The organism is Streptococcus oralis subsp. oralis, assembly GCF_000960035.1.
GTDB classification, from domain to species: Bacteria; Bacillota; Bacilli; order Lactobacillales; family Streptococcaceae; genus Streptococcus; species Streptococcus oralis_G.
The window spans coordinates 670,048-693,328 of sequence record NZ_JYGR01000005.1; the positions used below are offsets into that span (position 1 = coordinate 670,048).

19 protein-coding genes are annotated in these 23,281 nt (G+C 41.0%); 1 reads left to right on the plus strand and 18 read right to left on the minus strand.

Annotated features, from left to right (window positions below; all coding sequences use genetic code 11):
• Positions 1–4: 4 nt before the first annotated feature.
• The 4 genes from addA to TZ92_RS06545 all read right to left on the minus strand — a co-directional run bounded on the left by addA (position 5) and on the right by TZ92_RS06545 (position 7,910).
• The gene (addA, locus tag TZ92_RS06530; RefSeq protein ID WP_033629772.1) at positions 5–3,658 is read right to left on the minus strand and encodes a helicase-exonuclease AddAB subunit AddA; all 3,654 of its coding nucleotides are present in this window, start codon (positions 3,656–3,658) and stop codon (positions 5–7) included.
• A complete protein-coding gene (gene rexB, locus TZ92_RS06535; RefSeq protein ID WP_033629773.1) occupies positions 3,655–6,930 on the minus strand; it encodes an ATP-dependent nuclease subunit B in 3,276 nt (1,091 codons plus the stop codon). The genes addA and rexB overlap by 4 nt, the downstream gene beginning before the upstream one ends.
• A 106-nt stretch (positions 6,931–7,036) precedes the next feature.
• Positions 7,037–7,456 carry an EVE domain-containing protein gene (locus TZ92_RS06540; protein WP_033629774.1) on the minus strand — a complete coding sequence of 140 codons (420 nt, stop codon included), beginning with the start codon at positions 7,454–7,456 and terminating at the stop codon, positions 7,037–7,039.
• The gene (locus TZ92_RS06545) at positions 7,449–7,910 is read right to left on the minus strand and encodes a MarR family winged helix-turn-helix transcriptional regulator (protein WP_033629775.1); all 462 of its coding nucleotides are present in this window, start codon (positions 7,908–7,910) and stop codon (positions 7,449–7,451) included. The genes TZ92_RS06540 and TZ92_RS06545 overlap by 8 nt, the downstream gene beginning before the upstream one ends.
• A gap of 146 nt (positions 7,911–8,056) precedes the next feature.
• Between TZ92_RS06545 and TZ92_RS06550 the strand changes: the two genes are divergently transcribed.
• Positions 8,057–8,866 (plus strand): Cof-type HAD-IIB family hydrolase, encoded by an 810-nt coding sequence (locus tag TZ92_RS06550; protein WP_033629776.1) that lies wholly within the window; start codon positions 8,057–8,059, stop codon positions 8,864–8,866.
• A gap of 44 nt (positions 8,867–8,910) precedes the next feature.
• Here the strand turns inward: TZ92_RS06550 and TZ92_RS06555 are convergent, their stop codons facing one another.
• The 14 genes from TZ92_RS06555 to TZ92_RS06620 form a co-directional block, all read right to left on the minus strand.
• Positions 8,911–9,648, minus strand: a complete 738-nt coding sequence (locus TZ92_RS06555; RefSeq protein ID WP_033629777.1) for a TraX family protein — start codon at positions 9,646–9,648, stop codon at positions 8,911–8,913.
• 144 nt (positions 9,649–9,792) lie between these two features.
• On the minus strand, positions 9,793–10,668 hold the full coding sequence (aguB, locus tag TZ92_RS06560) for an N-carbamoylputrescine amidase (RefSeq protein ID WP_033629779.1): 876 nt from the start codon (positions 10,666–10,668) through the stop codon (positions 9,793–9,795).
• Between the two features lie 9 nt (positions 10,669–10,677).
• A complete protein-coding gene (aguA, locus tag TZ92_RS06565) occupies positions 10,678–11,763 on the minus strand; it encodes an agmatine deiminase (RefSeq protein WP_033629780.1) in 1,086 nt (361 codons plus the stop codon).
• A complete protein-coding gene (nspC, locus tag TZ92_RS06570; RefSeq protein ID WP_033629781.1) occupies positions 11,760–12,887 on the minus strand; it encodes a carboxynorspermidine decarboxylase in 1,128 nt (375 codons plus the stop codon). Before nspC ends, aguA begins: the two co-directional genes overlap by 4 nt.
• Positions 12,887–14,146, minus strand: coding sequence for a saccharopine dehydrogenase family protein (locus tag TZ92_RS06575; RefSeq protein ID WP_033629782.1), 1,260 nt, complete (start codon positions 14,144–14,146; stop codon positions 12,887–12,889). The genes nspC and TZ92_RS06575 overlap by 1 nt, the downstream gene beginning before the upstream one ends.
• Entirely contained in the window at positions 14,143–15,003 is an 861-nt protein-coding gene (gene speE / locus TZ92_RS06580; protein ID WP_000366710.1) for a polyamine aminopropyltransferase, read from the minus strand. The genes TZ92_RS06575 and speE overlap by 4 nt, the downstream gene beginning before the upstream one ends.
• Entirely contained in the window at positions 15,004–16,464 is a 1,461-nt protein-coding gene (locus TZ92_RS06585) for an aminotransferase class I/II-fold pyridoxal phosphate-dependent enzyme (protein ID WP_033629784.1), read from the minus strand.
• 622 nt (positions 16,465–17,086) lie between these two features.
• A complete protein-coding gene (locus TZ92_RS06590; RefSeq protein WP_033629785.1) occupies positions 17,087–17,641 on the minus strand; it encodes a hypothetical protein in 555 nt (184 codons plus the stop codon).
• A 178-nt stretch (positions 17,642–17,819) separates the two neighbouring features.
• The gene (locus tag TZ92_RS06595; protein ID WP_033629786.1) at positions 17,820–18,326 is read right to left on the minus strand and encodes a YfbM family protein; all 507 of its coding nucleotides are present in this window, start codon (positions 18,324–18,326) and stop codon (positions 17,820–17,822) included.
• A gap of 68 nt (positions 18,327–18,394) precedes the next feature.
• Positions 18,395–18,577, minus strand: coding sequence for a hypothetical protein (locus TZ92_RS06600; RefSeq protein ID WP_033629787.1), 183 nt, complete (start codon positions 18,575–18,577; stop codon positions 18,395–18,397).
• Positions 18,578–18,597: 20 nt separating this feature from the next.
• On the minus strand, positions 18,598–19,473 hold the full coding sequence (locus TZ92_RS06605; RefSeq protein WP_033629788.1) for a DUF4300 family protein: 876 nt from the start codon (positions 19,471–19,473) through the stop codon (positions 18,598–18,600).
• A 156-nt stretch (positions 19,474–19,629) separates the two neighbouring features.
• The gene (locus TZ92_RS06610; RefSeq protein WP_045594928.1) at positions 19,630–21,369 is read right to left on the minus strand and encodes a glycoside hydrolase family 13 protein; all 1,740 of its coding nucleotides are present in this window, start codon (positions 21,367–21,369) and stop codon (positions 19,630–19,632) included.
• Positions 21,370–21,622: 253 nt separating this feature from the next.
• Complete coding sequence (locus tag TZ92_RS06615; RefSeq protein ID WP_033629789.1) at positions 21,623–22,144, minus strand: hypothetical protein; 522 nt, start codon at positions 22,142–22,144, stop codon at positions 21,623–21,625.
• 158 nt (positions 22,145–22,302) lie between these two features.
• The gene (locus TZ92_RS06620; RefSeq protein ID WP_033629791.1) at positions 22,303–23,184 is read right to left on the minus strand and encodes a diacylglycerol/lipid kinase family protein; all 882 of its coding nucleotides are present in this window, start codon (positions 23,182–23,184) and stop codon (positions 22,303–22,305) included.
• Between the last annotated feature and the right edge of the window lie 97 nt (positions 23,185–23,281).

Sequence of the window (23,281 nt, forward strand, 5' to 3'; positions counted from 1 at the left end):
TAGATTATACTTTTACAACCTGAACCTCGTCTTTGCCAAGTAAGATCAAGTATTTTTCAATATTTTCAATCGAATAGGCTCGTGATAAAGCTTCTCCGTAGAGCGCTAACTGCCCACGATAGCGTTCAATGAGTTGACTTGGCTCATCATAGCGGTCTGTCTTATAGTCGAAAAGAACGATTCTATCATCATAAAGCAGATAGCCATCCAAGATTCCACGAACAACAAAGTCTCCCTGACTCTTTTGGTCCCATTTGAGCATGGAAAAAGGTTGCTCACGATAGAGATAGTCAGTATTAGCGAGAATCTCCTGACCAAGTGGTGTGTCAAAGAAAGCTAGGACTTTAGAAAGATTGATCTTTTTTCTAACAGCTGGACTAGTCTGAACTTGTTTGAGAGTTTCTGTCAGAGTGGCAAGTGTTGGTTGCTGACTAAGGTCAATTCTCTGCATCAGTTCGTGGGTTGCACTACCAATCACAGCTCCTGTCACCCTTTCTTTAGTTGAAAAATCTGGTAAATCAAAGCTGATTTTCTTGTCTACTGACTGACTTTGACCTGCAATCTCAACACCTTCCATATCCATAACAGGTTCGTAGAATTTCTTGATTTGGCTTGGGGTTTGAACACTAGGTAGCTCAATGGCTGCACGGTGAAGAGTATTATAAACTTCCACCTCTTTCAGCATTTCCAAAGCTTCTTTAATGGTTTCTGACTGGCGATTGTCTGCTTGAGATCTATCTTGTAGAGAACTCTTGTTTTCCAACTGACCAATAGCTTCTCTAGTCAACTGGTCTTCACCAACAAAACGATAGCTAAAGTTGAGATTGTCTCTAGCAAATACTTTACTAATCGCCCATATCCAATCTTGGAAATTCTTAGCTTGAAGTCTGGTATGTTTATCTAGTTTTCCGTTTTCAGCTGTTGGATATTCCTTGGCTTCCAGTTTTTCACGAGAGCCCTTACCGACAAGATAAAGCTTTCTCTCAGCCCGTGTCATGGCAACATACAGCAAACGCATCTGCTCTGAATAGCTAGCCAATTGCAGTTCTTCTTCATTCTGCGTATAGGTAAGGCTGGGAATGGAGAGTTTGATGGTTTTAGGATAGTGTGCTTCCACTGCTCCTGTTTCCACCTTGGCTATGTATTTGACACCAAGTCCATTTTGACGGCTGAGAATGACGTCTGACATCGAGTCTTGCTTGTTGAAGTCCTGATCCATATTGAGGATAAAGACGTAAGGGAACTCCAGCCCTTTGCTCTTGTGAATAGTCATGAGTTCCACGGCATCTTTAGGCGGTGCGACGGCTACGCTTGCGAGATCGTGCTGGGCTTCTAGGACTTGGTCAATCATACGAATAAAACGAGACAAGCCTTTGAAATTACTCTTTTCAAACTGGTCAGCTCGTAGAGCTAGGGCATAGAGATTAGCCTGTCTAGCAGGTCCGTTTGGCAAGGCTCCAACATAGTCATAATAAAAACGGTCATTATAAATCTTCCAAATCAAGTCATAGAGAGAATGGGTTTTGGCATATAAGCGCCAAGAATCCAAGATATCCATGAACTGATTTAGTTTCTCAGCTAGTTCTGTATGAATCAAGTTTTTTTGGCTAGCTGCCAGTTTTTGAGCATTGACAAGCTTCTCGTAAAGATTCTCTTGGATTTTATCTTCTGATTTCTGAAGGGACAAGCGTGCCAACTCGTCCTCATCAAAGCTAAACATAGGAGACTTCATCAGAGCAACTAAGGCATAGTCTTGCAGAGGATTGTGAATGACGCGCAGGGTGTCCAGCATGACTTGTACTTCTAGGGATTGGAGATAATTGTTTTGCTCACCATCGGTTTTAACTGGAATTCCGTACTCAGATAAGGCAAGTAGAATCTGATCATTTCGACTACGACTGGAAGTCAAAAGGGCTATTTCTTTGAAGGTAACGCCTTTTTCCTGATGAAGCTTCAGGATTTCCTTGATGACCAGACGCATTTCCCCAGTGAGTTTAGTTTCTGTTTGGCTCTCTTCCTCCTCTTGCCCGTTGTCGTCCTTATCGTAGAGGAGAAATTCTGCCTTGTTGTCTGGATTAGGAGTCAGTTTGGTATTGGCAAAAACAAGCTGGTGCATGCTGTCATAGTTAATTTCGCCGACCTCTTGGTCCATAAGGCGTGCAAAAGCATCATTGGTTGCTGACAGCACTTCTGAACTACTACGGAAATTTTCCTTGAGGAGAATCAACTTGCCTTCTTGAGGATTTTGCGCATAGAGCTGGAATTTTTCATTGAAAATCTGCGGGTCTGCCTGACGGAACCGGTAGATGGACTGCTTAATATCTCCCACCATAAAGCGATTGTGGCCATTCGACAGCAATTCTAGCATCCGTTCTTGAATGTGGTTAGTATCCTGATACTCATCGACCATGACTTCGTGGAATCGTTCCTGATAAGCCTCGCGGACTTGTGGGAAATTTTCTAGAATCTCGATGGTATAATGACTGATATCAGCAAATTCAAAGGCATTTTCCTGACGTTTACGTTCACGATAAGCTTCCACAAAATCGCTCATAAAGTTTTGGAAAGTTTTAGCTAGCTCCCAGGTGTCTCCATGATAACGCTCTTGATACTCGAGAATCGTTATCTGATCTGCTAGTTGTCCAAGTTTTGCAAACTGGGACTTTCTCTCCTCATTGTAGGCATCTACCAGTGGCTTCAAATCAGCCTTTCGACTAGAGTTAGCTAGAGCCCGACCATTTTTCTCCTTCGAGATGGCGACAACACGCGCAAGCACTGCTTGATAAGCCTGACTATCGGACTCTTGATTTAAGGAGCCAATTTCATCCAAAACCTGTTGAACAGCTTCTAAATAGGCAGCTTTGGGAAACTCCTTAGCATCATTATCCAGATGATAACGGAAAAAGCTTTCCAAATTCCAAAGCGCCTGTTTGATTTGCTCAGTTAGTTTGTCTTTTTCAATTACAAAGTCAGCTTCTTCAAACCCTTTGAGAAAAGACTCGTTCAACCATTTTTGTGGACTGCTGGTGGATTGGAGGAAATCATAGATTTTGTAGACTTGCTGGCGCAGACCACGTTCATCCTTACCTCGTCCGGCAAAGTTCTTCACCAAATGACCAAATTTCTCTTTATTCTCACCTTGGTAATGGTCTTCAAAAACCTGATGAAAAACTTCGTTTTTGAGGATTAACTGTTCACTTTCATTTTGTAGAATACGGAAGTTCGGTGCGATATCAATCAGATAACCATGCTTGCCAAGGAATTTTTGTGTGAAAGAGTCCATGGTTCCAATAGCAGCGTTTGGCAGATATGCCAATTGACGTCCCAAGTGTTGTTTGAGATCGACATCATCGGTTTCTTGGATTTGTTGGCTGATTTTTTTCTCCAAACGTTCCTTTAGTTCAGTAGCAGCCTTGACAGTAAAGGTCGAGATAAAGAGTTGGCTGATTTCCACACCTCGCGCCAATTGATCCAGAATACGCTCGGCCATAACAAAGGTTTTACCTGAACCAGCTGAAGCTGAAACTAGGATATTTTGCCCTGCAGTATAAATGGCTTCGATTTGCTCGGCTGTTTTCTTCTGTTCCTTGCTCGAACTTGCTTCTGCTTCTTGCAGTTTTTGAATCTCTTCCTCAGTTAAAAAGGAAATGGGCTTCATCGATTCAACTCCTCTCTCATTTTCTCAAACCAAGCTTGCTTGAGTTTTTCTCCGACCAGACGTTTGCCGTCAGACAACTCTAATTTCTCAAGGAAACGGGCTTGTCCCAAGTGGTAATTGGCTTCAAAACCTGTAATGGCTTGATGTTGCTGAACGTACGGGGCAATACTTCTGCCGTTTTCTGTGTATGGATTGATGGCAAACTGGCCTTCTAAAATCTTCTCAGCTGCCTTCTTGTATAGATGGGCATTGTAGTCCAATAAGAGTTGGAATTCCTCGTCTGTCAGCTGATTGGCCTTGTTTTTGTTATAAAACTCTCCCAAGTGACTGCTTTCTTTTTCTAAAAAGAGTCCTTGGTATTTCATTGATTTGCTGGCTTCTGCTACTGCTCCTGCCAGACTTTTAACAGCTAATAAAGATTGGACGGGTTCAGCCATTTCCAAGTACATAGCTCCGAAAAAGTTCTGCTCCCCTTCTCTTTTTAGGGCAGCAAGATAGGTTGGCAACTGGGAATTAAGCCCATTAAAGAAATGAGGAAACTGGAACTGAGTCAGACTAGACTTGTAGTCCACCACTCCCAGCGCTCCATCAGCTTTCAGGCGGTCAATACGGTCAACCTTGCCTCGCACATGGACACTGCGACCATTATCCAATTGAATAAAGGTCTGATCTTTACCACCAAATGTTGCTTCCTCTTGGATGGTTTCAATGGCTGGATTATGACGAAGGATGTGGCCCGTAGTTCGCGCGACATCAAGTAGAACTTCCTTGGTAAACTGGGCTTCCAAACTTTCCTGATAAATAGCCTCAAATTCACGTTCTTGGCTGGTTTCTTGAATAGCTTGTTCCAGTCGTTGGTCAAACGGATTTTCAGCAGGCAGTTTCAAGGCTCGTTCAAAAATACGATGCAAGAAATTCCCGTGACTGCGAGCATCTGGGCGTAGGCGCAATTCTTCCTGCAAACCTAAGACATAACGGAGGAAATAGCTGTACTCATTGCGGTAGAACTCCGTCAAACCAGAGGTAGACAGGTAAAACTCCTTGTCAGCTGGATAGAGAGCCTGCAAGGTCTCTTTTTCTAATGGCTTGCTGCTTGGACTAGTTGGGAGTGCTGGATTTGTAAGACCTTTTTGATCAAGTTTTTTCCCCATCACACGCGCTAGAACCTTGACAAAGGTTAAATCCTGCTCATTTTCACTAGAACCTGCCTGCTGGTGATAGGCAACTAGACTAGACAAGAGGCTGTGATAAGAACCCATATCATCCTTAGACAGACCTTTGTGATGAATCTTCTTCTCTATCCGGCTATATCCAAAACTCACCAGTTCCTGAAGATAGGCCGATTCCTTGCTCTCATTTTCATTAAGAAGACTTGGTGCTGACAACACCAACTGCTTACGAGCGGCGTTGACTAAAGAAAGCATGGTATAGCGATTTTTCTTGAGATTTTCGCTACTTGCAATAAGTAATTGCGCACCCTCTTCAGTCGCTTGATTTAGGCTTTGTCGTTCTTCATCTGTCAAAAGACTGGTATTTTGCGCGATTTTTGGTAAATGATCCTGAGTCAGCCCAATGGCGTAGACAAAGTCAGCAGTCAGAGGTGCAATCAGATCGTAACTCTGCACCAGAACGGTGTCCACTGTCGCTGGAATGGTGTGATACTGAGATAAACTCATTCCAGAATGGAGCAAGGCTAGGAAGTCCTCTAGACTAACTTGTGAACCAGCAAAAACCGTCGCAAACTGTTCTAAAACATGGCAGAAGGCTTTCCAAACTTCGGCTTGTCTTTCCTGTTCTAGAGTTTCCATAGTAGCTGTCAATTCTTGCATCTGCTTGCTTAAAGCAGCATTTTTTAGAAAAGTATTCCACTTTTGCAAGAGATTTTCAGTCTTTTGCTTCCGACTGGCAAATAAGGTTTCAAGTGGTACCAAAACTCGCAGACGAAGAGAATTTAAACGCTCTAAATCAAATTTTCCATGGTGGGATTTTGTGAAGGTCTGCTGAAAAGCTGGCAAGCCATTGATACCAAGATAGCGGAGATATTGCTCAAAAGCATCAATATCCGCTTGGCTAAGGTCAGTATATAGACCAGTTCTGAGGAGATTAATCAAATCTTCCTGACGGAAACGGTAGCGTTTCAAACGCAAAATAGACTCCACATACTGAGTCAAAGGGTGGTGAGCCATGGATTCACTTCTACCAAGATAGAAAGGAATCTGGTACTGGTCAAAAATGGTTTTCAACGATAACTGGTAAGAAGCCACATCCCCTAAGAGAATACGGAAATTCTTGTAACTCAGATCTGGATTGTCATGTAATTTCTGACGAATAGCGCGAGCTACCAGCTCCAACTCCTCTTTTTGCGTCAAGCAAGACCAGATTTGCAGGTTTTCTCGGTCCTTCTCATCGACCTCCAATGTTAATTCTGAAAAGTCATAAGAAGACTCCAGCAAACGAGAGGCCTTGTCAAAGCTATCCATCTTCTCATGAGTCTGAGAACGATCCTGAGCAGGTGTTTGGTATTTAGTAGCTAAATGATGGAGAAATTCTACACTGGCTTGGTAGAGATTTCCTTCAGTGAACGGACTGGTATAGGCCTTCTTACTTGCATAAGCGCCAATGACAATCTCAGCACCTTTGCGATGGAGTAGATCCACTACACGCTCTTCCTCAGCAGAAAAACGGGTAAACCCATCAATGACTAAGGCAATCTGACTGAAATCACTACTTACCTTATCATTCTCAATAGCCTCAATCAAATGAGACAACTGACTTCCCTGAGCTAACTGAGACTGATTGAGATAGGCAGTCACCTTCTCAAAAATCAAGAGTAAATCTGCTCGCTTGTCCTCATCCGTCAAACTTTCCAAGTCTAAAAAGTACATCTGAGCAGTCGTCATCTCATGATAAAGTTCAATCAGCTGCTGGATAAATTGAGGGTCCTGTTTAATCGCACCATAAACACGTAAATTCTTGGAATCGAGTTCCGCAAGGCACTTATAAAAAGCCATCCCAAGACCGATGTCATCTAGACTCGTCTTAGCTGGCAAATCATTTAAAACCAGGTAACGAGCCATTTGAGCAAATCGCGTGACGGTAATCGCAAAAGATGCCTGCTGGGACAAACATTCCAGCACGGCACGTTCCTTTTCAAATGAAAGAGAGTTGGGTGCGATGTAGAAAACTCGCTTGCCTGCAGCAACCAGCTCTTCCGCCTCTCTGGTCAAGATTTCTGTCAAAGAAGTCCGAATATCAGTATAAAGTAATTTCATCTCAGCCTCGTTTGGTTTATCAAAGTTTCTTACTCTATTATAGCAAAGTTCGCTTCACAGTCCAAATCCAAAATTCTTGTTGAAAATCATTTAACTAGCAAATCAATCATGCTTCATCATCCACTTTCATATGCTGAAAGATATAGAGGAAAAAGTCTTTGGAAACTTCAAAATGCCCATAACGAAGTCGAGAAGTATAGTCTTTCCATTCAGGATGTTGTCTGGCTGTTTCTATGGAACAATCTTTGACTGGTTGATAATACTCGACATTTCGTCTAAAGGGAAAGAATCCTTCAAACTGCTCTACTTGATAGGCTTTGTCATCTATAATCTTACCTACGGCCACAAAAGCTTGTAACTTATCTTGACCATTCATATCGTATTTTGGACTATAGTATAAAAGATAGTCACCTTTTTTCATACGATTTAAGGGGCCGCCCTTTCCATGACAGACCTGACAAAAATTTCCCTCAACTCCTCTTAAAACATGGTTCTTTGAAACAACTCCGACCCAATATCTAGGCATTTTTATCCTCCAACACTGCTAACATGCGATTAAAACTTTCTCTATCGTTAGAAAGTTTTTCAAAAAAATTTTCATCAATCCCTTCTACTAAGGGTAAAGCTTGATTGACCTTCTCCGCGCCAGACTTCGTCACTGAGACCAGTTTTGCCCGACTATCCTTTGGATGTTGATCACGTCTAATGTAGTCCTTCTTCTCCAGTAGTCTAACAATCTGGGAAACCGTCATGACATCCATACCAGTGAACCGAGCAATATCAACTTGCGTTACATATTCCTCTCTATTAGACAGAAACAAAAGCGAAGTCAAAACGATAAATTGAGGCAAAGTGAGGCCAACTGATTTCAAGACTCTTTTCAAATTGCTTTCCCACTTGTTGTAGACTTTGATGAAAAGAAGACCTGTAGATTCTGTTTCATCATTTTTGTAAATTGAATTAAAGTGATACTTTGACATTTTTTCTCCTTAAATATTAAGTATACATATTATATAAGAATTTATTTTGTTTTTCAAGAAAATGAAAGTCGAATGTTACAATTCTATCAGACATTTTATAGTCTATATGCTATAATAAAAGCAAAACACCTAGAAAAGGAAGTCTTATGATTAAACTACTTGCCTTGGATATGGACGGAACCCTCCTCAATGAAGCCAAGGAAATCCCGCAAGCCCACATCACTGCCATTCACCAAGCTCTTGAAAAAGGTGTCAAACTGGTTCTCTGTACAGGTCGCCCGCTTTTTGGAGTTCTTCCTTACTACAAAAAACTGGGACTAGATCTCCAGAATGAGTATGTCATCGTCAATAACGGTTGTTCAACTCACCAGACCAGTGACTGGAGTCTAGTGGACTGGCACGAACTCAGTCCAGCTGACATTGAATACCTTTATGACCTAGCAGAAAAAAGCGACGTCCAGTTAACTCTTTTTGATGAGAAACATTATTTTGTCCTCGGTGGTAAGCCTAATGAAATTGTTCAAAATGATGCCAAGCTCGTCTTTTCAGACCTGACTGAAATCTCCCTTGAGGACGCGACTAGTGGCAAGTATCGGATGTTCCAAGGCATGTTTTTAGGAACAAAAGAGCAAACAGACGATTTTGAGCAGCGTTTTGCGACAGAACTATGCCAACGGTTCAGCGGTGTTCGTTCGCAGCCTGTCATTTATGAAGCTATGCCACTTGGAACAACAAAGGCTACTGCTCTTTCTCGACTAGCAGCGATTTTGAAAATCGAGCCCTCAGAAATTATGGCCATGGGCGATGCCAATAATGATATCGAAATGCTTCAGTTTGCAGGACTTGGCATTGCTATGGGAAATGCCAGCGACCATGTCAAATCCCTTGCTAATGACGTTACAGCCAGCAATGAAGAAGAAGGCGTTGCACGCGCCATTGAGAAGTATATTTTATAAAAAGAAAAGCAAATAGACAGAATTTACTGCTATTTGCTTTTTTGCTATTTACCCAAATAAGCAACCAGGGTAATAATCCATAGATGAGCTGGGTAGAAAATATAAAAGAAATATTTACTCCAACTGGTTTCTTTTCCTCGCTGTCCATTATACAAGGCCATAAAAGGAAATACGGTGATAAAGAGCCAGTCAGAATTGTAAAGCATCATTTCTAGTGTTTGGTGCCAAGTGTCGTAAATTTGGATGGAAGTCACTAACAGAAAGGCCCACAGAAAGGCATAGAGGAGATTTCGCAATCCCTTACGATTTCGACAAGAGTAACTAATCAAGAGAAATGGTAGCATGGTGATGCCACCCTCAGTAAAAAGACAACCGAAAATCAAGAGCCCAGCAACTCCAATCCGACGCCACAACTTCTCGTTTTTATCCAACTCTTTTCTGGGAAAACCAATCCAAAGCATGGTAACACCGATGGCCAAAGTCAAGAAAATATTATTAGTGACCATTACTCCCTTGGATGCAAATAGGGCATTGAGGAGGCTATTTCCAGCAAACATGATAAGCGCCCAACTCCAAAGGCGGATGAGGTAGTTTTTCAAATTCCGAGTATGGATGAATCCTTCCATAGCCATATAAGCAAACCAAACTCCCACACAACGGGTCAAAGCGTGAAAGATACCTTCCCACAGAGGAGAAACGATTCCGGTGATATGAGGAATATGGTCTAGAACCATTACTGCTGCCATCAGATACTTCAACTGCGTCGCATTCCATTTTTTCATAATAAACCTCTTTCTTTTTTATCTACATAGAGTATAGCATACATTTCCACGTATAATCGTACACCTATCTTACATTTAAAAAGCCTATCTTACATTTTTGTAAGACAGGCGTGAATGTCAAAAGTTTATTCTGAAAGTTACCTTCTAGTCCGTAATTCGTTGGTACATTTCTGGTCTTCTATCTCGAAACAGTCCCCAGTTGAGGCGTTCGCTTGCTCCCTTGTCAAGGTCATAAGTGGCTAACAGAACAGCTTCACCTTGTCTTTCAGCTCGCTCTAGAATAGCTCCTGTTTCATCCGTCATAAAGGACGAACCGTAGAAGTCAAGACTGGAACTCTGTCCACCATTTTCCTCACTAGGAGTGACCTCCTCCAAACCATAACGATTGGCTCCAATAACCGGAACAATATTTGCTGCTGCGTGCCCTTGCATCGTACGTTGCCAGTGACCACAACTATCTGTATCCAAAATTGGTTCTGAACCAATGGCTGTAGGATAAAAGAGCAATTCAGCACCATTCAGAGCAAGACAGCGCGCTGTTTCAGGGAACCATTGATCCCAACAGATGCCAATCCCAATCTTAGCGTAGCGAGTATCCCAGACCTTGAAACCAGTGTTACCAGGCGTAAAGTAAAACTTTTCTTGATAATAATGGTCATCTGGTATGTGGGTCTTCCGATAAACGCCCAGCACTTCTCCATCAGCATCAATGACGGCGATAGAGTTATACAAGACATTGCCATCTTTTTCATAGAAACTGATTGGTAGAACAACTTTTAGTTCCTTAGCAAGCACTTTAAAATGCTGAATGGCTATATTTTCTGTCACCGACTGGGCATACTGGTAGTAGTCATACTGGCGTTCCTGACAAAAATAAGGACGTTCAAACAACTCTGGCAAGAGAATAATTTGTGCGCCTTGTTTTGCAGCTTGGCGAACTAAACGTTCAGCTGTTTGGATATTTGTTGCCACATCCTTGGCGCATTGCATCTGGATCGCTGCAACTCTAACATTTCTCATCTTCTTCTCCTATTCTGGGATTTGTTGGGTGATACAGTGGATATTGCCACCACCTAACAGAATGTCTCTTGCTGGTATTCCTACGACCTTACGGTCTGGGAAACACTTGCTGAGAATATCTAGGGCCACTTGGTCGTTTACATCCTCAAACTGGGGCACTAAGACAGATTTATTGGCGATATAAAAATTCACATAGGAAGCTGCAAGACGTTCACCTGCATAACGCTCTTCTTCCCCTTCTTCATAGGTATAGCCTGGTAAATCTTCTTTAGTGACAACTTGACGAATAGCTGGGATAGGAAGCTTATGAATGGTGAAGTGACGCCCTTTTGCATCTGTTTCTTGCTCTAAGAGCTCTAAATCAGCTACTGACATGGCATATTGGGGATCGTTTTGATCATCTGTCCAAGCCAAGACAAGCTCTGCAGGACCGACAAAGGCTACAACATTGTCAACGTGTTCATTGGTTTCGTCCTGATAAATACCATAAGGCAGCCAGATAACTTTTTCAGCGCCAAGGCTCTCTAATAAGGTGTTTTCAATTTGCTCTTTAGACAGGTGGGGATTGCGACCAGCGCTTAGTAGGCAACTTTCAGTCACAAGAATGGTTCCTTGACCATCGCTGTGTATCGCTCCGCCTTCCAGTACAAAAGGTTTGGCATCGTAAACAGGCATTTCCAAGGCCTCAGCAAAACGACTAGCTACTTGGTCATCTGCTTCATAGTCTTGGTAGAGACCATCTACAGCCCCACCCCAGGCATTGAAAGACCAATCAACTGCCAACTTTGCTCTTTTTTCATTGACGAGAATGGTCGGCCCCGTATCACGCGCCCAGGCATCATTAGTAGGAATATCTAGATAAACAACCTTTTCTCCAAGATAGGACTGGGCTTCAGATAGATTATCCTGCTCCACCAAAAGATAAACAGTTTCCGCTTCTGCTATAGTCTTGATAATCTGAGTAAATGCTCTTTTGGCAGCCTTTCCTTGAAAGGGCCATGAACCTGGTCGAGTCGGCCATATCATGAGGGTACCATGGTGTGGTTCGTACTCTGCTGGCATACGATAGCCTGCTTTTTTCGGAGTTTCTATCATGATAATCTCCCCTTAAAGTCTTGATAGCCGAAGGTTTTGACTATGCTGCAGTCACCCTGCTCGTCCATGAGATAGAGACTTGGCAAGCCAATACCGTTAAAGGTATTATTTTTGACAAAGGAGTAAATAGCCATATCTTCGAAATAGAGTCTATCTCCAATTTCAACTGGATTTTCAAAACTATAATCGCCAATCACATCACCTGTCAGACAGGTATTAGAAGAAAGTCTATAGGTATGGGCTTTTTCCTGAGCCTCAAATCCATTTCTCAAAGGTGGACGATAGGGCATTTCAAGTACATCTGGCATATGGCAGGTCGCAGAGGCATCTAAAACCAAGATTTCCATACCGTTTTCTACAATATCCAATACTTCCGTCGCTAGATAACCTGCATTAAGCGCAATAGCTTCACCCGGCTCGATATAGACCTCAAGATTGTAAGTTTCTCGGATACGCTTAATTTCAGAAATCAGTAAATCCACATCGTAGTCTTCTCTTGTGATGTGGTGTCCACCACCCATATTGAGCCATTTAACTTGATGCAAATAGGGTCCAAACTGCGCTTCTACTGCTTTCAAAGTTGTCTCTAAATCATCTGAACCTTGCTCACAAAGAGTATGAAAATGAAGTCCGTCCACTAAATCCAACAAATCACTAGGAATTTTATCAAGTGTCACACCAAAACGAGAACCTGGTGCACAAGGGTCATAGAGCGCGTGGTCACCCTGCGTTGAACATTGAGGATTGAGACGTAGACCTACACTAATACCAGCCTCACGACAACGAGGCCCATGTTTACGCAATTGTCTCTCAGAGTTAAAAACGATATGGTCTGTTATCTCAAGCAATTCCTCCAAGTCTGCATCCTTGAAAGCAGGTGCAAAGACATGGACTTCCCCCGGAAACTCTTCTCTAGCTAACTTAGCTTCATAGAGTCCACTAGCCGTTGTACCAGAGAGATACTGGCTAATTAGTGGATAGGTTTTGTAGAGGGAATAAGCCTTCTGGGCAAGCAAAACCTTGCAACCAGCTTCTTCTTGTACATATTGTAAAATGCGGCAGTTGGCTTCTAACTTTGCCAAGTCAATGACATAGGCTGGCGTTGGTACTTGTTCTAACTTCATTAGTCCACCATTTGTGGATTTTCAACCACAACCCATGGCAATCCGTACTCATTCAAAGCTTCCATGAATGGATCTGGATCCAACTCTTCAAGGTTATAAACTCCTGGTTGTTTCCAAGTGCCATCCATCACTAATTTTGTCCCAATCATAGCAGGAACACCCGTTGTATAAGAAATGGCTTGTGAACCAACTTCTGCGTAACATTCCTGATGGTCGCAGACATTGTAGATGTAGATGGTCTTTTCAACACCGTCTTTGACACCTGTAAAGATACATCCGATATTAGTTTTACCAACAGTGCGTGGGCCAAGGCTGGCTGGGTCTGGAAGCAAGGCTTTCAAGAATTGGATTGGTACGATTTCTTGGCCGTTAAAGTTAATAGCATCTGTACGAAGGAGACCAACGTTTTCCAAGCATTTCATGTGCGTTAGATAAGATTGGCCAAAAGTCATAAAGAAACGAATGCGTTTAACACCTGGAATGTTTTTGGCAAGTGATTCGATTTCTTCATGGTGAAGGAGATACATATCTTTTTGTCCAACTTGAGGGAAATCATACTCACGCTTGATAGACATAGCTTCGACTTCGACCCATTTTCCATCTTCCCAGTAAGAACCTGGCGCAGAAACCTCGCGGAGATTGATTTCTGGATTAAAATTCGTCGCAAATGGATAACCGTGGTCACCACCATTACAGTCTAGAATGTCGATATAGTGGATTTCATCAAAATAATGTTTAAGGGCGTAAGCTGAAAAAACGCTGGTTACACCTGGGTCAAAGCCAGATCCAAGCAGAGCGGTCAAGCCTGCTTCTTTGAATTTTTCCTGATAAGCCCACTGCCATGAGTAGTCAAAGTAGGCTGTAAAACCAAGTTCCTTGCAACGTTTTTCATAAATGTCACGCCATTCAGGGTCTTCTGTATCCTCTGCCTCGTAGTTAGCTGTGTCGATATAGTGAACTCCAGTCGCTAAACAAGCATCCATAATGGTCAAGTCTTGGTATGGTAAAGCTACGTTCAAAACGGCTTCTGGCTTGTAGCTTTCAATCAAAGCAATCACTTCTTCAACCTTGTCAGCGTCAAGGGCAGCTGTCTCAATCTTTGTACTTGTTTTACCTTCCAGTTTAGCCTTCAAGTCATCACATTTTGACTTGGTACGGCTAGCAATCATAATTTCTTTAAAGGTTTCGCTATCTTGGCAAATCTTTGAAATAGCAACTTGGGCAACGCCCCCACATCCAATAACTAATAAACGACTCATTTTTTTCCTTCCTCTTCTTCTAAAATGTCTTCTACATACTTGGGCAGCATAAAGGCTCCAACGTGCAAGTTTGCAGTATAGTATTCCGTGAAAAGCTGGCGTTTTTTCCAGCCTTCCTTGTCAAAATCTTTGATAGGGTGGTATTTTTTCGATGCAAATCCAAACAACCAATAGCCAGCTGGACTGGTTGGGATATGCGCCTGATAGACCCGGCTGATTGGAAAGGCTTGATTGACCTTGCGGTGCATGCTTCGGCAAGCTGACTCATCCTCGTCAAAGAAGGGACTCCCATGCTGATAGATCATGATGCCGTCTTCTTTGAGAGCTCTGTAACTGTTTCCGTAAAATTCCTTGGTAAAAAGCCCTTCCGTATGTCCAAATGGATCTGTCGCATCGTTGATGATAATATCGTAGTCATCTTCACAGTTTCGTAAAAAGCGTAGACCATTTTGGTAGTAAATGGTAACACGAGGATCATCTAGCCCTGCAGCAAAGTCTGGGAAATACTCACGACAAACCTCAACCAACATCTCATCTGGTTCTACAATATCGATTTGTTCCAATTCTGGATACAGTGTCAAAACTTGGGCAACACCGCCGTCACCACCCCCGATAACCAAAACTTTCTTGGGATTTGGATGTACAGCCATAGGAACATGAACAGTCATTTCATTGTAGACAAAATCATCCGCATCTGAAAACAAGACATGCCCATTTAAAATCAATATCTTTCCAAAAGCTGGTGTATCTAAGACTTCGATATCCTGCCATTCACTTTTACCAGCATAGAGTTGCTTGGCTGTTCTCAGGGACAGTTTCACATCCGGAGTATGAACTTCAGAAAACCATAAATCCATCTAGTTCTCCTTTCTCTCAATGACGTTGATGTGATTGACCTCTGGATCTTCCGTCCCTTGGAGGGAACAACCACGTTCCTTGGCAAATTGGATATAATCCACAATCTCTCGTGTAATCCGTTCACCCGGTGCTAGGATTGGGATGCCTGGAGGATAGCACATGACAAATTCCCCACAGACCTGTCCAACCGACGCATCCAAGGTTAAACTTCTTCTCTCTGAATAAAAGGCATCCTGAGGAGATAGCACCAACTCAGGTTGGATATATTCTCCAGCAATCAAGTCTTTTCCATCTCTTGAGTAGAGTCTCTTGATATCAGCCAAAGCACCGACTAAGCGCTCGATGTCTTGGATGCGGTCACCGATGGAAATATAAGCCAAGATATTGCCAATATCACCAAACTCGATCTGAATATCGTATTCGTCTCGCAAGAGGTCATAAACCTCTATCCCTGTTAAGCCAATACCCTGAGTATAAACGGACAGCTTGGTCACGTCAAAATCACAGACCGACACTCCGTCTATTAACTCTTTTGAGTAGGCATAGTAACCACCGATAGCATTGATTTCACGACGAGCGTACTCGGAGAGTTCAATGACTTTCTCAAAAGACTCTTTGCCACGAAGGGCTAAGTTTCGTCTAGAAATATCTAGACTAGCCATAAGTAGGTAAGAGGCAGATGTAGACTGGGTCAGGTTGATAATCTGACGAACGTACTCAGGATTCATCTGCTCCCCGATAAGAAGGATGGAGCTCTGAGTCAAACTTCCGCCAGACTTATGCATAGAAACTGCTGCCATATCCGCCCCAGCATTCATAGCGGATAGTGGCAATTTATCTGTAAAATGCAAATGCGCTCCATGGGCTTCATCCACTAAAACCAGCATGCCCGCTTCGTGAGCCATCTCTGTCAATCCCTTAAGATCTGAACAAATCCCATAGTAAGTAGGATTGTTGATTAGGATAGCTTTAGCATCTGGATGTTCCTTAATGGCCTGGGCAGCCCGGTCATTTTCAAGACCTAAAGCGATGCCGATTTTAGGATCCACACTCATCTCGATATAGATGGGAATGGCTCCACATAGAACCAACGCATTGATAGCAGATTTGTGGACATTTCGTGGCAGAATAATCTTATCTCCTGCCTTACAGGTGGAAAGAATCATGGTTTGAACTGATGAGGTTGTTCCCCCAATCATCAGAAAGGCATGGGCTGCACCAAAAGCATCCGCAGCTAAGTCCTCCGCATCTCGAATAATCGAAATGGGATGGCCTAGATTATCCAAGGGTTTCATCGAATTGACATCAATTCCAACACATTTTTCTCCTAATAGTTCGACAAGTTCTGGATTTCCACGTCCACGCTTGTGACCTGGCACATCAAAGGGGACAATCCTTTTCTTGCGTAGCTTGACCAAGGCCTCATAAATTGGGGCTTGGTTTTGATCTAACTTCTTCAAGACAAACTCCTTTACCGTATTTTTAGCACCTCAAGAAGATAAAAGCGACTAAAGGTTGACTTATGAAAAAAGAGCAGGTTTTCACCTGCTCTGCAATCTTCTGACGTGTGTATTTTGGTTTCTGTTGAGTATGTCTGTTCCTGATGTTTCCTAACTCTCTAGTAGCAAATATTACGTACTTTATTGATCGTTTCACAAGATGACGTGTGCTTTCACCACACTAAAAATTTATGAATTAGGACAAACGTCCTAACATCAACTTATAAAAGTAGGCTTTTAACCCTATCAATAATGTGGCTTTCTAACCACGCTTCGGCATTCAACCCTGCCTGTCCGTAGGCATTTTTTACTCGGGTTTATATTTGCTAGAAAACATCATCTCATTTTCTAAGCCTTATAACTATATCATGTTTATAAGAACTTGTAAAGGATTTTGTGAAACTTTTTTAAAGAATTTTATTTTTTATTCGTCAAATTCTGTTGAACTATAAAAGGAAATCGCTTTAAAACGTCATAGGAATAAGAAAAAAGAAACTACAACCATTAGCTACTTCAATAATCTTAAAGTATAACTTGATATTGAAAATCAATTCTTTTCATCAGATTTTATACATATTTCCAGCTAGGAAGTGTGAATCAACTGCTCCAATTCTACTTTTGAAAGCTGTCCTTGATTGTAAAGTTTTCTAAGTAAGTCCTTATCTACGGTAATTGAATAGTAATCCGTCACAAACTCATGAAATTTCTCAAAACTGTCAAAGAAATAGGATAACAACCATTCGCCACCATCCTGCTCTTGGTAGGTATTTTGATGCTCTTGACCGTCATACCAGATAAGGAAGGTTGTTTCGTCTTTTTGTTCTTCTGAGTAAAGGTTTTTATACTTTTCATCCAGCCCTTTATAAAATCCGTCTATGATGTCTTGATCCCACTCATCCGCAGCAAATTGACTCAAACTGCTTTCATGATCAAAGCCCTTTATAAGGATCATTTTATCAGTGAAAATCACATCTAGAGAATCACCAGAACCGTTGTCGATAAGGTAACGGATTCCGTAGCTTTCCTCAGTCTTAACGATCAATCGAAGCCAGGTCTTATTTGGATCTGTTCGATACTCATCAATGACAAGCAAGGCATCTAAACGCGTCTTTGCATTTTCCCATTCAATTTTTCCCATCTCTTTAATCCTCCATCTTAACGTTTAAAATCTATTATGCTTACAAATTCTATAACCAATTTCTATCTATCCCATCCGACTACACTGTGGAATATTTCCTTCACCAGACAAATCATCAGGTGTATGATTTTCTACATGTGCATTCATCACGCACCTGACTAACAGTTGGTAAAAGTAGTTAACGAATAGTTACTAAGACATTTCCTTTGAGAGTTAAGATTTTCTTATAAAAGTTTTTCATTTTTACAAAACAGGTTCGAATATCATCCTTGATTTCTTCCTCTTCTTCAAGATAATCCCAAATATCGGGGTATAAATCTGACTTCTTGCATGCTTCCATGCTAAAGTTAGCTAGAGTCCTATCCACGTCAAAATTCAATAAAGCTTGAACAATCTCAGCTATCTTTGAGTGTTCAGTATAAGCCACATACTCTGATACATTTTCTAAAGGAGTTGCTCCCAAGACAGCTTCTCTCAAGGGAGCGTCATCCATAAATTCTGAACTACTAAAACCTGTCATAACAAAGAGTAAGACATCCCACATTTTGTCAATATCTATCAACGTATCATTTCCCTCAGGATAATCCTCTACCAAGTCAAGCAAATCCTCTTCCTGACAAGAATACCGCTTTATTTGGCTTAATTCATTATCAGATAGATATTGATAATTAGCAATCATTCCCATAATGTTTCCTCCTATTAGTTCCCTTTCTTGAAAAAGGCAAGAAATCTACTGTTTTTGGATACTCCTCCTTATTTCTCATTCTCATCTTCCGTCACTTCCCAGACTTCTGACTGATAACCCTCACCATCTATATCATAGCGCTGCATATAGCCAATAAATCTTTCCTTTTTATTTGCCTTACCAGGCTTGAGAATGCTTACAGCCCAGAATCCGATAAGAATGAGAACTAAAAGTGCCATCACTGTTTCCATCCGATTCTCCTTTGCCTATCTTAATAACCTTCAACCCACTTTTCATTGTCCATAATGAAAGGCTTAGCTAGTCCATCACCTGTATAATCCGCATATTTGGTGGATAGATATTTGTAACAATCTTCCTTGCTGGCAAACTTAATAGCTTGATAGGGCTCTTCAAAAGTCAGTTTCTCTACAAATAAGAAACCCTCCTCAGCTGGCACTAAAACACCTACGTGCCCAATAAAAAGAAACTCTCCATCCAAATTGTCATGCAATACAACAGACAACATTCGAGCTTTGTCATTGAATTGAAACTGGGAGAAGAATTTCTCCATCTTCTGCGCGTGAATTTTTACATCTGTCGTTGCTTCCGTCTTTACCCTAGAAAATAGAATATCAAACTCTTCCTTATCTTTCGCATCAAATAGCTTTCCCTTATCGATAGCGTCGTTATCCACAAAAAGCAGCTGATCATTCTTTTCAAGTTTTGGAATTGTGACCGAATTTTTCAAGAGCGCATAGCTATTAATACGGCAGTTGGTCCCGACAAAGTCACCCTTTTTTTGATTCCAGAGATTGCTGATTTTCTCTACGTCGTATTCTGTCTTCGTAAAGGAGGCAAAATCCCCACTTAAGCCAGTAGAACCGACAGTCGCATTATAATCTGTGACAAGATTGAAAAATGCATCAACACTATTTGGGTCCAAGTGAGCTGATAAGAGAGATTTGACCTCTTCGGTACTGACCTGATTGTTCAGATTGGTATATGAAGCCGTCCAAGGAACTTTATCCGAACTGGTCTGTGTCTGGTTTGCAGCTTCAGTGCTCGTATTATTTTGCTGACAAGCAGCCAATCCAAGAAATAAGGGCAAACACAGTCCCAAGGCTACTACTTTTCTCGTTCGTTTCATGCAATTCTCCTTCTAGAGTACCATTCTCTATTACTTTTTAAACACTCTTCACTAATCCCTCAACAAGTAATCCGTGATTTAGCTTTATTATACTACATAAGTCAAAAAAAGACTGCACGAATCACCTATTCATAACAGTCTTTTTGAGTACGATTTTTATCGGATTATAAAACCTTTAGGCAAAATTTCCAGTTGCTGGTCTAGTTTTTCGCAATGACTGGCTAGCGCTACAGACTCACTATCTATAAGATAGTTTTCAGTTGATTGGTTAAAAATGGCTTGGACCTTTTGTCCATCATAATCCCATTCAAGAGCTAGCACGTCCGGCTTAATTTTTTTTAGGCTATAGGTGCCATGTTGTATAATGCCTGAAACCTCCTTACGAAGCTGAATCAACTTCTTCATAAAATTAAGCATGTCATTACTGTCGGAAACACGTTCCCAAGGCATGACACGACGACAATCTGGATCTGGCCCTCCACCTAACTCCAACTCTGTTCCATAGTAGAAACACGGTGTCCCTCTTTGTAAAAAGAGGTAAGCTAGGGCAGACTTAACCAGTTGGGCATCTCCCTTGGCAGTAGCCAAAATACGCTCCGTATCGTGCGAATCCAGAAGATTGAACATCACTTCCGAAATCTGTTGTCTATAGTACATAGACTGGCTATTGATCTCATTGAAGAATTGAGGTGTCTTCTTAGTCCCTCGCAAGAAATAATCCTTGATGCTGTCGGAGAGAGGATAATTCATGACTGCGTGGAATTCATCGCCATTTAGCCAAGGCTGAGAAGTGTGCCAGACTTCTCCAAGAATGTATAAGTCAGGCTTTTTAGCCAGGACAGCCTTCCGGAAATCTCGCCAAAATTGGTGGTCCACTTCATTAGCTACATCCAAGCGCCAAGCATCAATATCAAACTCTTCAATCCAGTAGGTCGCAACTTTTAAGAGATAGTCTTTGACTTGAGGATTGGCCGTATTGAGCTTGGGCATATAGCTGGCAAAGGCAAAGGTATGGTAAGGGAGTTTTCTAGGGTTTCCCAGCTTATCCTTGGTCACTGGGAACTCTTGAACATAGAACCAGTCTTTGTAAACGGAATCTTCACCATGTTTGAGAACATCCTGCCATTGTGGAGATTTGTCCCCAATATGGTTGAAAACAGCGTCCAGCATGATTTTCATCCCTCTCTGATGGGCCTCCTCCACCAGTTTACGAAAAGTTTTCTTATCTCCAAAATGATGGTCTATTTCGAAATAATCCGTCGTATTATACTTGTGATTGCTTGGGGATTCAAAAATCGGACAGAGATAAAGACCTGTAATCCCTAAGTCTTGCAAGTAATCCAGATGGTCAATGATACCTTGTAAATCACCACCAAAGAAATCACTCGTTTTTGGTTTGATAGAGGAATCCCAAGCTAACGCACCTTCAGGTGAAATCTCAGGGTTCCCATTAGCAAAACGTTCCGGGAAAATCTGATACCAAACTGTATTTGATACCCAGTCAGGAACATAGCAAGCATCAATCTCGTGGATATAAGGAATTTTAAATCCATTTCCTTCATAATGAAGATTTTCTAGCGTGTTTGCAACACATCCCTTATCGCCATACAAAATACTCTGACCTAGCTTATCTTTGAGTTCAAAAAGATACTGGAGTCGCGCATAGCCAACTGAAACTTCCGCTTGCCAGTAATCAAATAAGGCATCGGAAGTTACTTTGATCAGATCCTTGCTTGCTTCATAATGGTCCTCTATAAAGATAAAAGGATCTCCATAATGCAAATGGATGCTTTCAATATCATCTTTCTTAGTCCGGATACGAATGTGCATTGTCTTGTCTTTATAAAGATAAGCATACTCCGACTCTGGTCTATGGTAAATGGCTGTTAATTCCATTGTTCTGTCTCCTAATTTACTTTTATTTATCTTGATGCGCAAACGTTTTCATGATTGTGATTCTAGTATACTATTTTCGTATTTTATTTGCAAGGCTTGTCCGTAGTGTCGAGTGGTTTGTTTCTAGAAATAAAAAAGCCTTAAAAAAAGGCTTTGAACTATATTGTAACTAATTATATTTCACTAGATTAATAAATGATTAAAAATTAAAGATATATGCTCATGATTGTTAAAGTACTAACATAAAGCTACACTATTTTCTACAATTTGATATTGCTTCTTTTACTTCTTCCCAAGTTGCATCTTCGTCTGAAGTAGCTTCTTTCTTGAGCCATTTTTTAAAGTTTACTTGGTTTAAGCGACTGATTACAAATGGTTTCTCAAAATCAGCTGTTGTAATTTTTGTAACGGATGTATTTTGTATATCTAGTAATGAAGCGACTTCTTTATAAGCCATGTATGATACATAAAGATGCCATTTTTGACTATAATAATATTTTTCATTCTCATCTTTATCTATTCCATCAGTAACTAATTGACGAGCCTCATCTTCTGTGAAATACTTGAATGTTTCTAATTCAGTTAGTTTTTTCTCGTCAATTCTTCTTTTGATTTCATTACTATAGATAACATCATCTTCTTTACCTTTTCCAGTAATAAAAGTTTTTACAAGATAATAACAATCATCTTTAGGGCTGTCAATTTGAATGTGATTAGGTTTATCTTTATAAAAATATAGAACATCATTAAGTAAAACTTCATTATTTGTGCTCATATTTTTTCCCCTATCTTATAATATAATATTAAAATATATTTTTTAAAATTTGTCAAGCGAATTATACAAAGGAGTTAGTTTTTTAAGTAATAACAGGCCATCTTTACTTCATAAACGAAAAAAGTTAGCACACCATCAGGTGCACTAATTTTTACCTTCTACTCTTTCGGCTTTGAAAATACTTCTACTCGCTGAGCTAGGACTTTGATTTCTACAGGTAGGTTATCCGATTTATCGCCGTCAACATCTGACTCCAATTCACTATCTGAAGAGATCTTAATATTACGCGCTCTGATATACTCAATATTATCATTGCCGACAACATCCCCTTTTAGTAAATCAGGAATAACAGATAATTTAGAGAATATAGAAGCATCTTTTAGAATCAAAATATTGGCATAGCCATCTTTGTCTTCTTCAAAGATTTTCTTATCAGCGAAGTAATTTGTCAAGAGAACCAAAACATGACTAGCTTCACCAACATAATTTCCATTTTCTGTCTCAATCTTAATGTTAAAGACCTGATCCGTCATGACAGACTTCATTGTATTTACAGCATAGGCTAAAATACCGAATTTTGTCTTGTCCTCGATTTCCACATTGTGAATCGCCTCAGGCAGAGAACCGATACTAAAGATATAACCAAAATAGTTATCATTTGCTTTACCGATATCAATCTTATTAGTTAAGTTGAAATCCAGTTCATCTATCGCGCCATCGATGTCTTGATTGATTTCCAACAGTTTCGTAATGAGGTTACCCGTACCGCCTGGGATAATCCCCAACTTAGGAATGTAGTCTCTCTCAGCAATACCTGAAATGACTTCATTGACAGTCCCGTCTCCACCGAAAACAACCACTGCATCGTACTGCTCGCGTGAAGCTTCCTCAGCAAAATGGGTTGCATCTAAGGCTTTTTCAGTAATCTTGGTTTCCACGTGCTCAAAATAATCTTTGGCTTTATTCTCCAGTTTGGTCTTATAATCCAAAGCCTTTTCCCCACCAGAGGTAGGGTTGATAATCAACATTGCTTTTTTCATTGATAATACTCCTTAATAGTTACAAAAATTCTAGTAACTAATTATATCACTTGAGTTATGTAAACGCCATCTAAATGCTTAAAAAATCGAATCCACT

Coding starts and splice junctions, on each gene's coding strand:
- nspC (WP_033629781.1), bottom strand. CDS start 12,887: ATGAAGTTAGAACAAGTACCAACGCCAGCCTATGTCATTGACTTGGCA.
- TZ92_RS06540 (WP_033629774.1), bottom strand. CDS start 7,456: ATGCCTAGATATTGGGTCGGAGTTGTTTCAAAGAACCATGTTTTAAGA.
- addA (WP_033629772.1), bottom strand. CDS start 3,658: ATGAAGCCCATTTCCTTTTTAACTGAGGAAGAGATTCAAAAACTGCAA.
- TZ92_RS06620 (WP_033629791.1), bottom strand. CDS start 23,184: ATGAAAAAAGCAATGTTGATTATCAACCCTACCTCTGGTGGGGAAAAG.
- TZ92_RS06615 (WP_033629789.1), bottom strand. CDS start 22,144: ATGAGCACAAATAATGAAGTTTTACTTAATGATGTTCTATATTTTTAT.
- aguB (WP_033629779.1), bottom strand. CDS start 10,668: ATGAGAAATGTTAGAGTTGCAGCGATCCAGATGCAATGCGCCAAGGAT.
- TZ92_RS06590 (WP_033629785.1), bottom strand. CDS start 17,641: ATGGGAAAAATTGAATGGGAAAATGCAAAGACGCGTTTAGATGCCTTG.
- TZ92_RS06600 (WP_033629787.1), bottom strand. CDS start 18,577: ATGGAAACAGTGATGGCACTTTTAGTTCTCATTCTTATCGGATTCTGG.
- TZ92_RS06555 (WP_033629777.1), bottom strand. CDS start 9,648: ATGAAAAAATGGAATGCGACGCAGTTGAAGTATCTGATGGCAGCAGTA.
- TZ92_RS06605 (WP_033629788.1), bottom strand. CDS start 19,473: ATGAAACGAACGAGAAAAGTAGTAGCCTTGGGACTGTGTTTGCCCTTA.
- TZ92_RS06545 (WP_033629775.1), bottom strand. CDS start 7,910: ATGTCAAAGTATCACTTTAATTCAATTTACAAAAATGATGAAACAGAA.
- rexB (WP_033629773.1), bottom strand. CDS start 6,930: ATGAAATTACTTTATACTGATATTCGGACTTCTTTGACAGAAATCTTG.
- TZ92_RS06595 (WP_033629786.1), bottom strand. CDS start 18,326: ATGGGAATGATTGCTAATTATCAATATCTATCTGATAATGAATTAAGC.
- TZ92_RS06610 (WP_045594928.1), bottom strand. CDS start 21,369: ATGGAATTAACAGCCATTTACCATAGACCAGAGTCGGAGTATGCTTAT.
- TZ92_RS06550 (WP_033629776.1), top strand. CDS start 8,057: ATGATTAAACTACTTGCCTTGGATATGGACGGAACCCTCCTCAATGAA.
- TZ92_RS06575 (WP_033629782.1), bottom strand. CDS start 14,146: ATGAGTCGTTTATTAGTTATTGGATGTGGGGGCGTTGCCCAAGTTGCT.
- speE (WP_000366710.1), bottom strand. CDS start 15,003: ATGGATTTATGGTTTTCTGAAGTTCATACTCCGGATGTGAAACTGTCC.
- aguA (WP_033629780.1), bottom strand. CDS start 11,763: ATGATAGAAACTCCGAAAAAAGCAGGCTATCGTATGCCAGCAGAGTAC.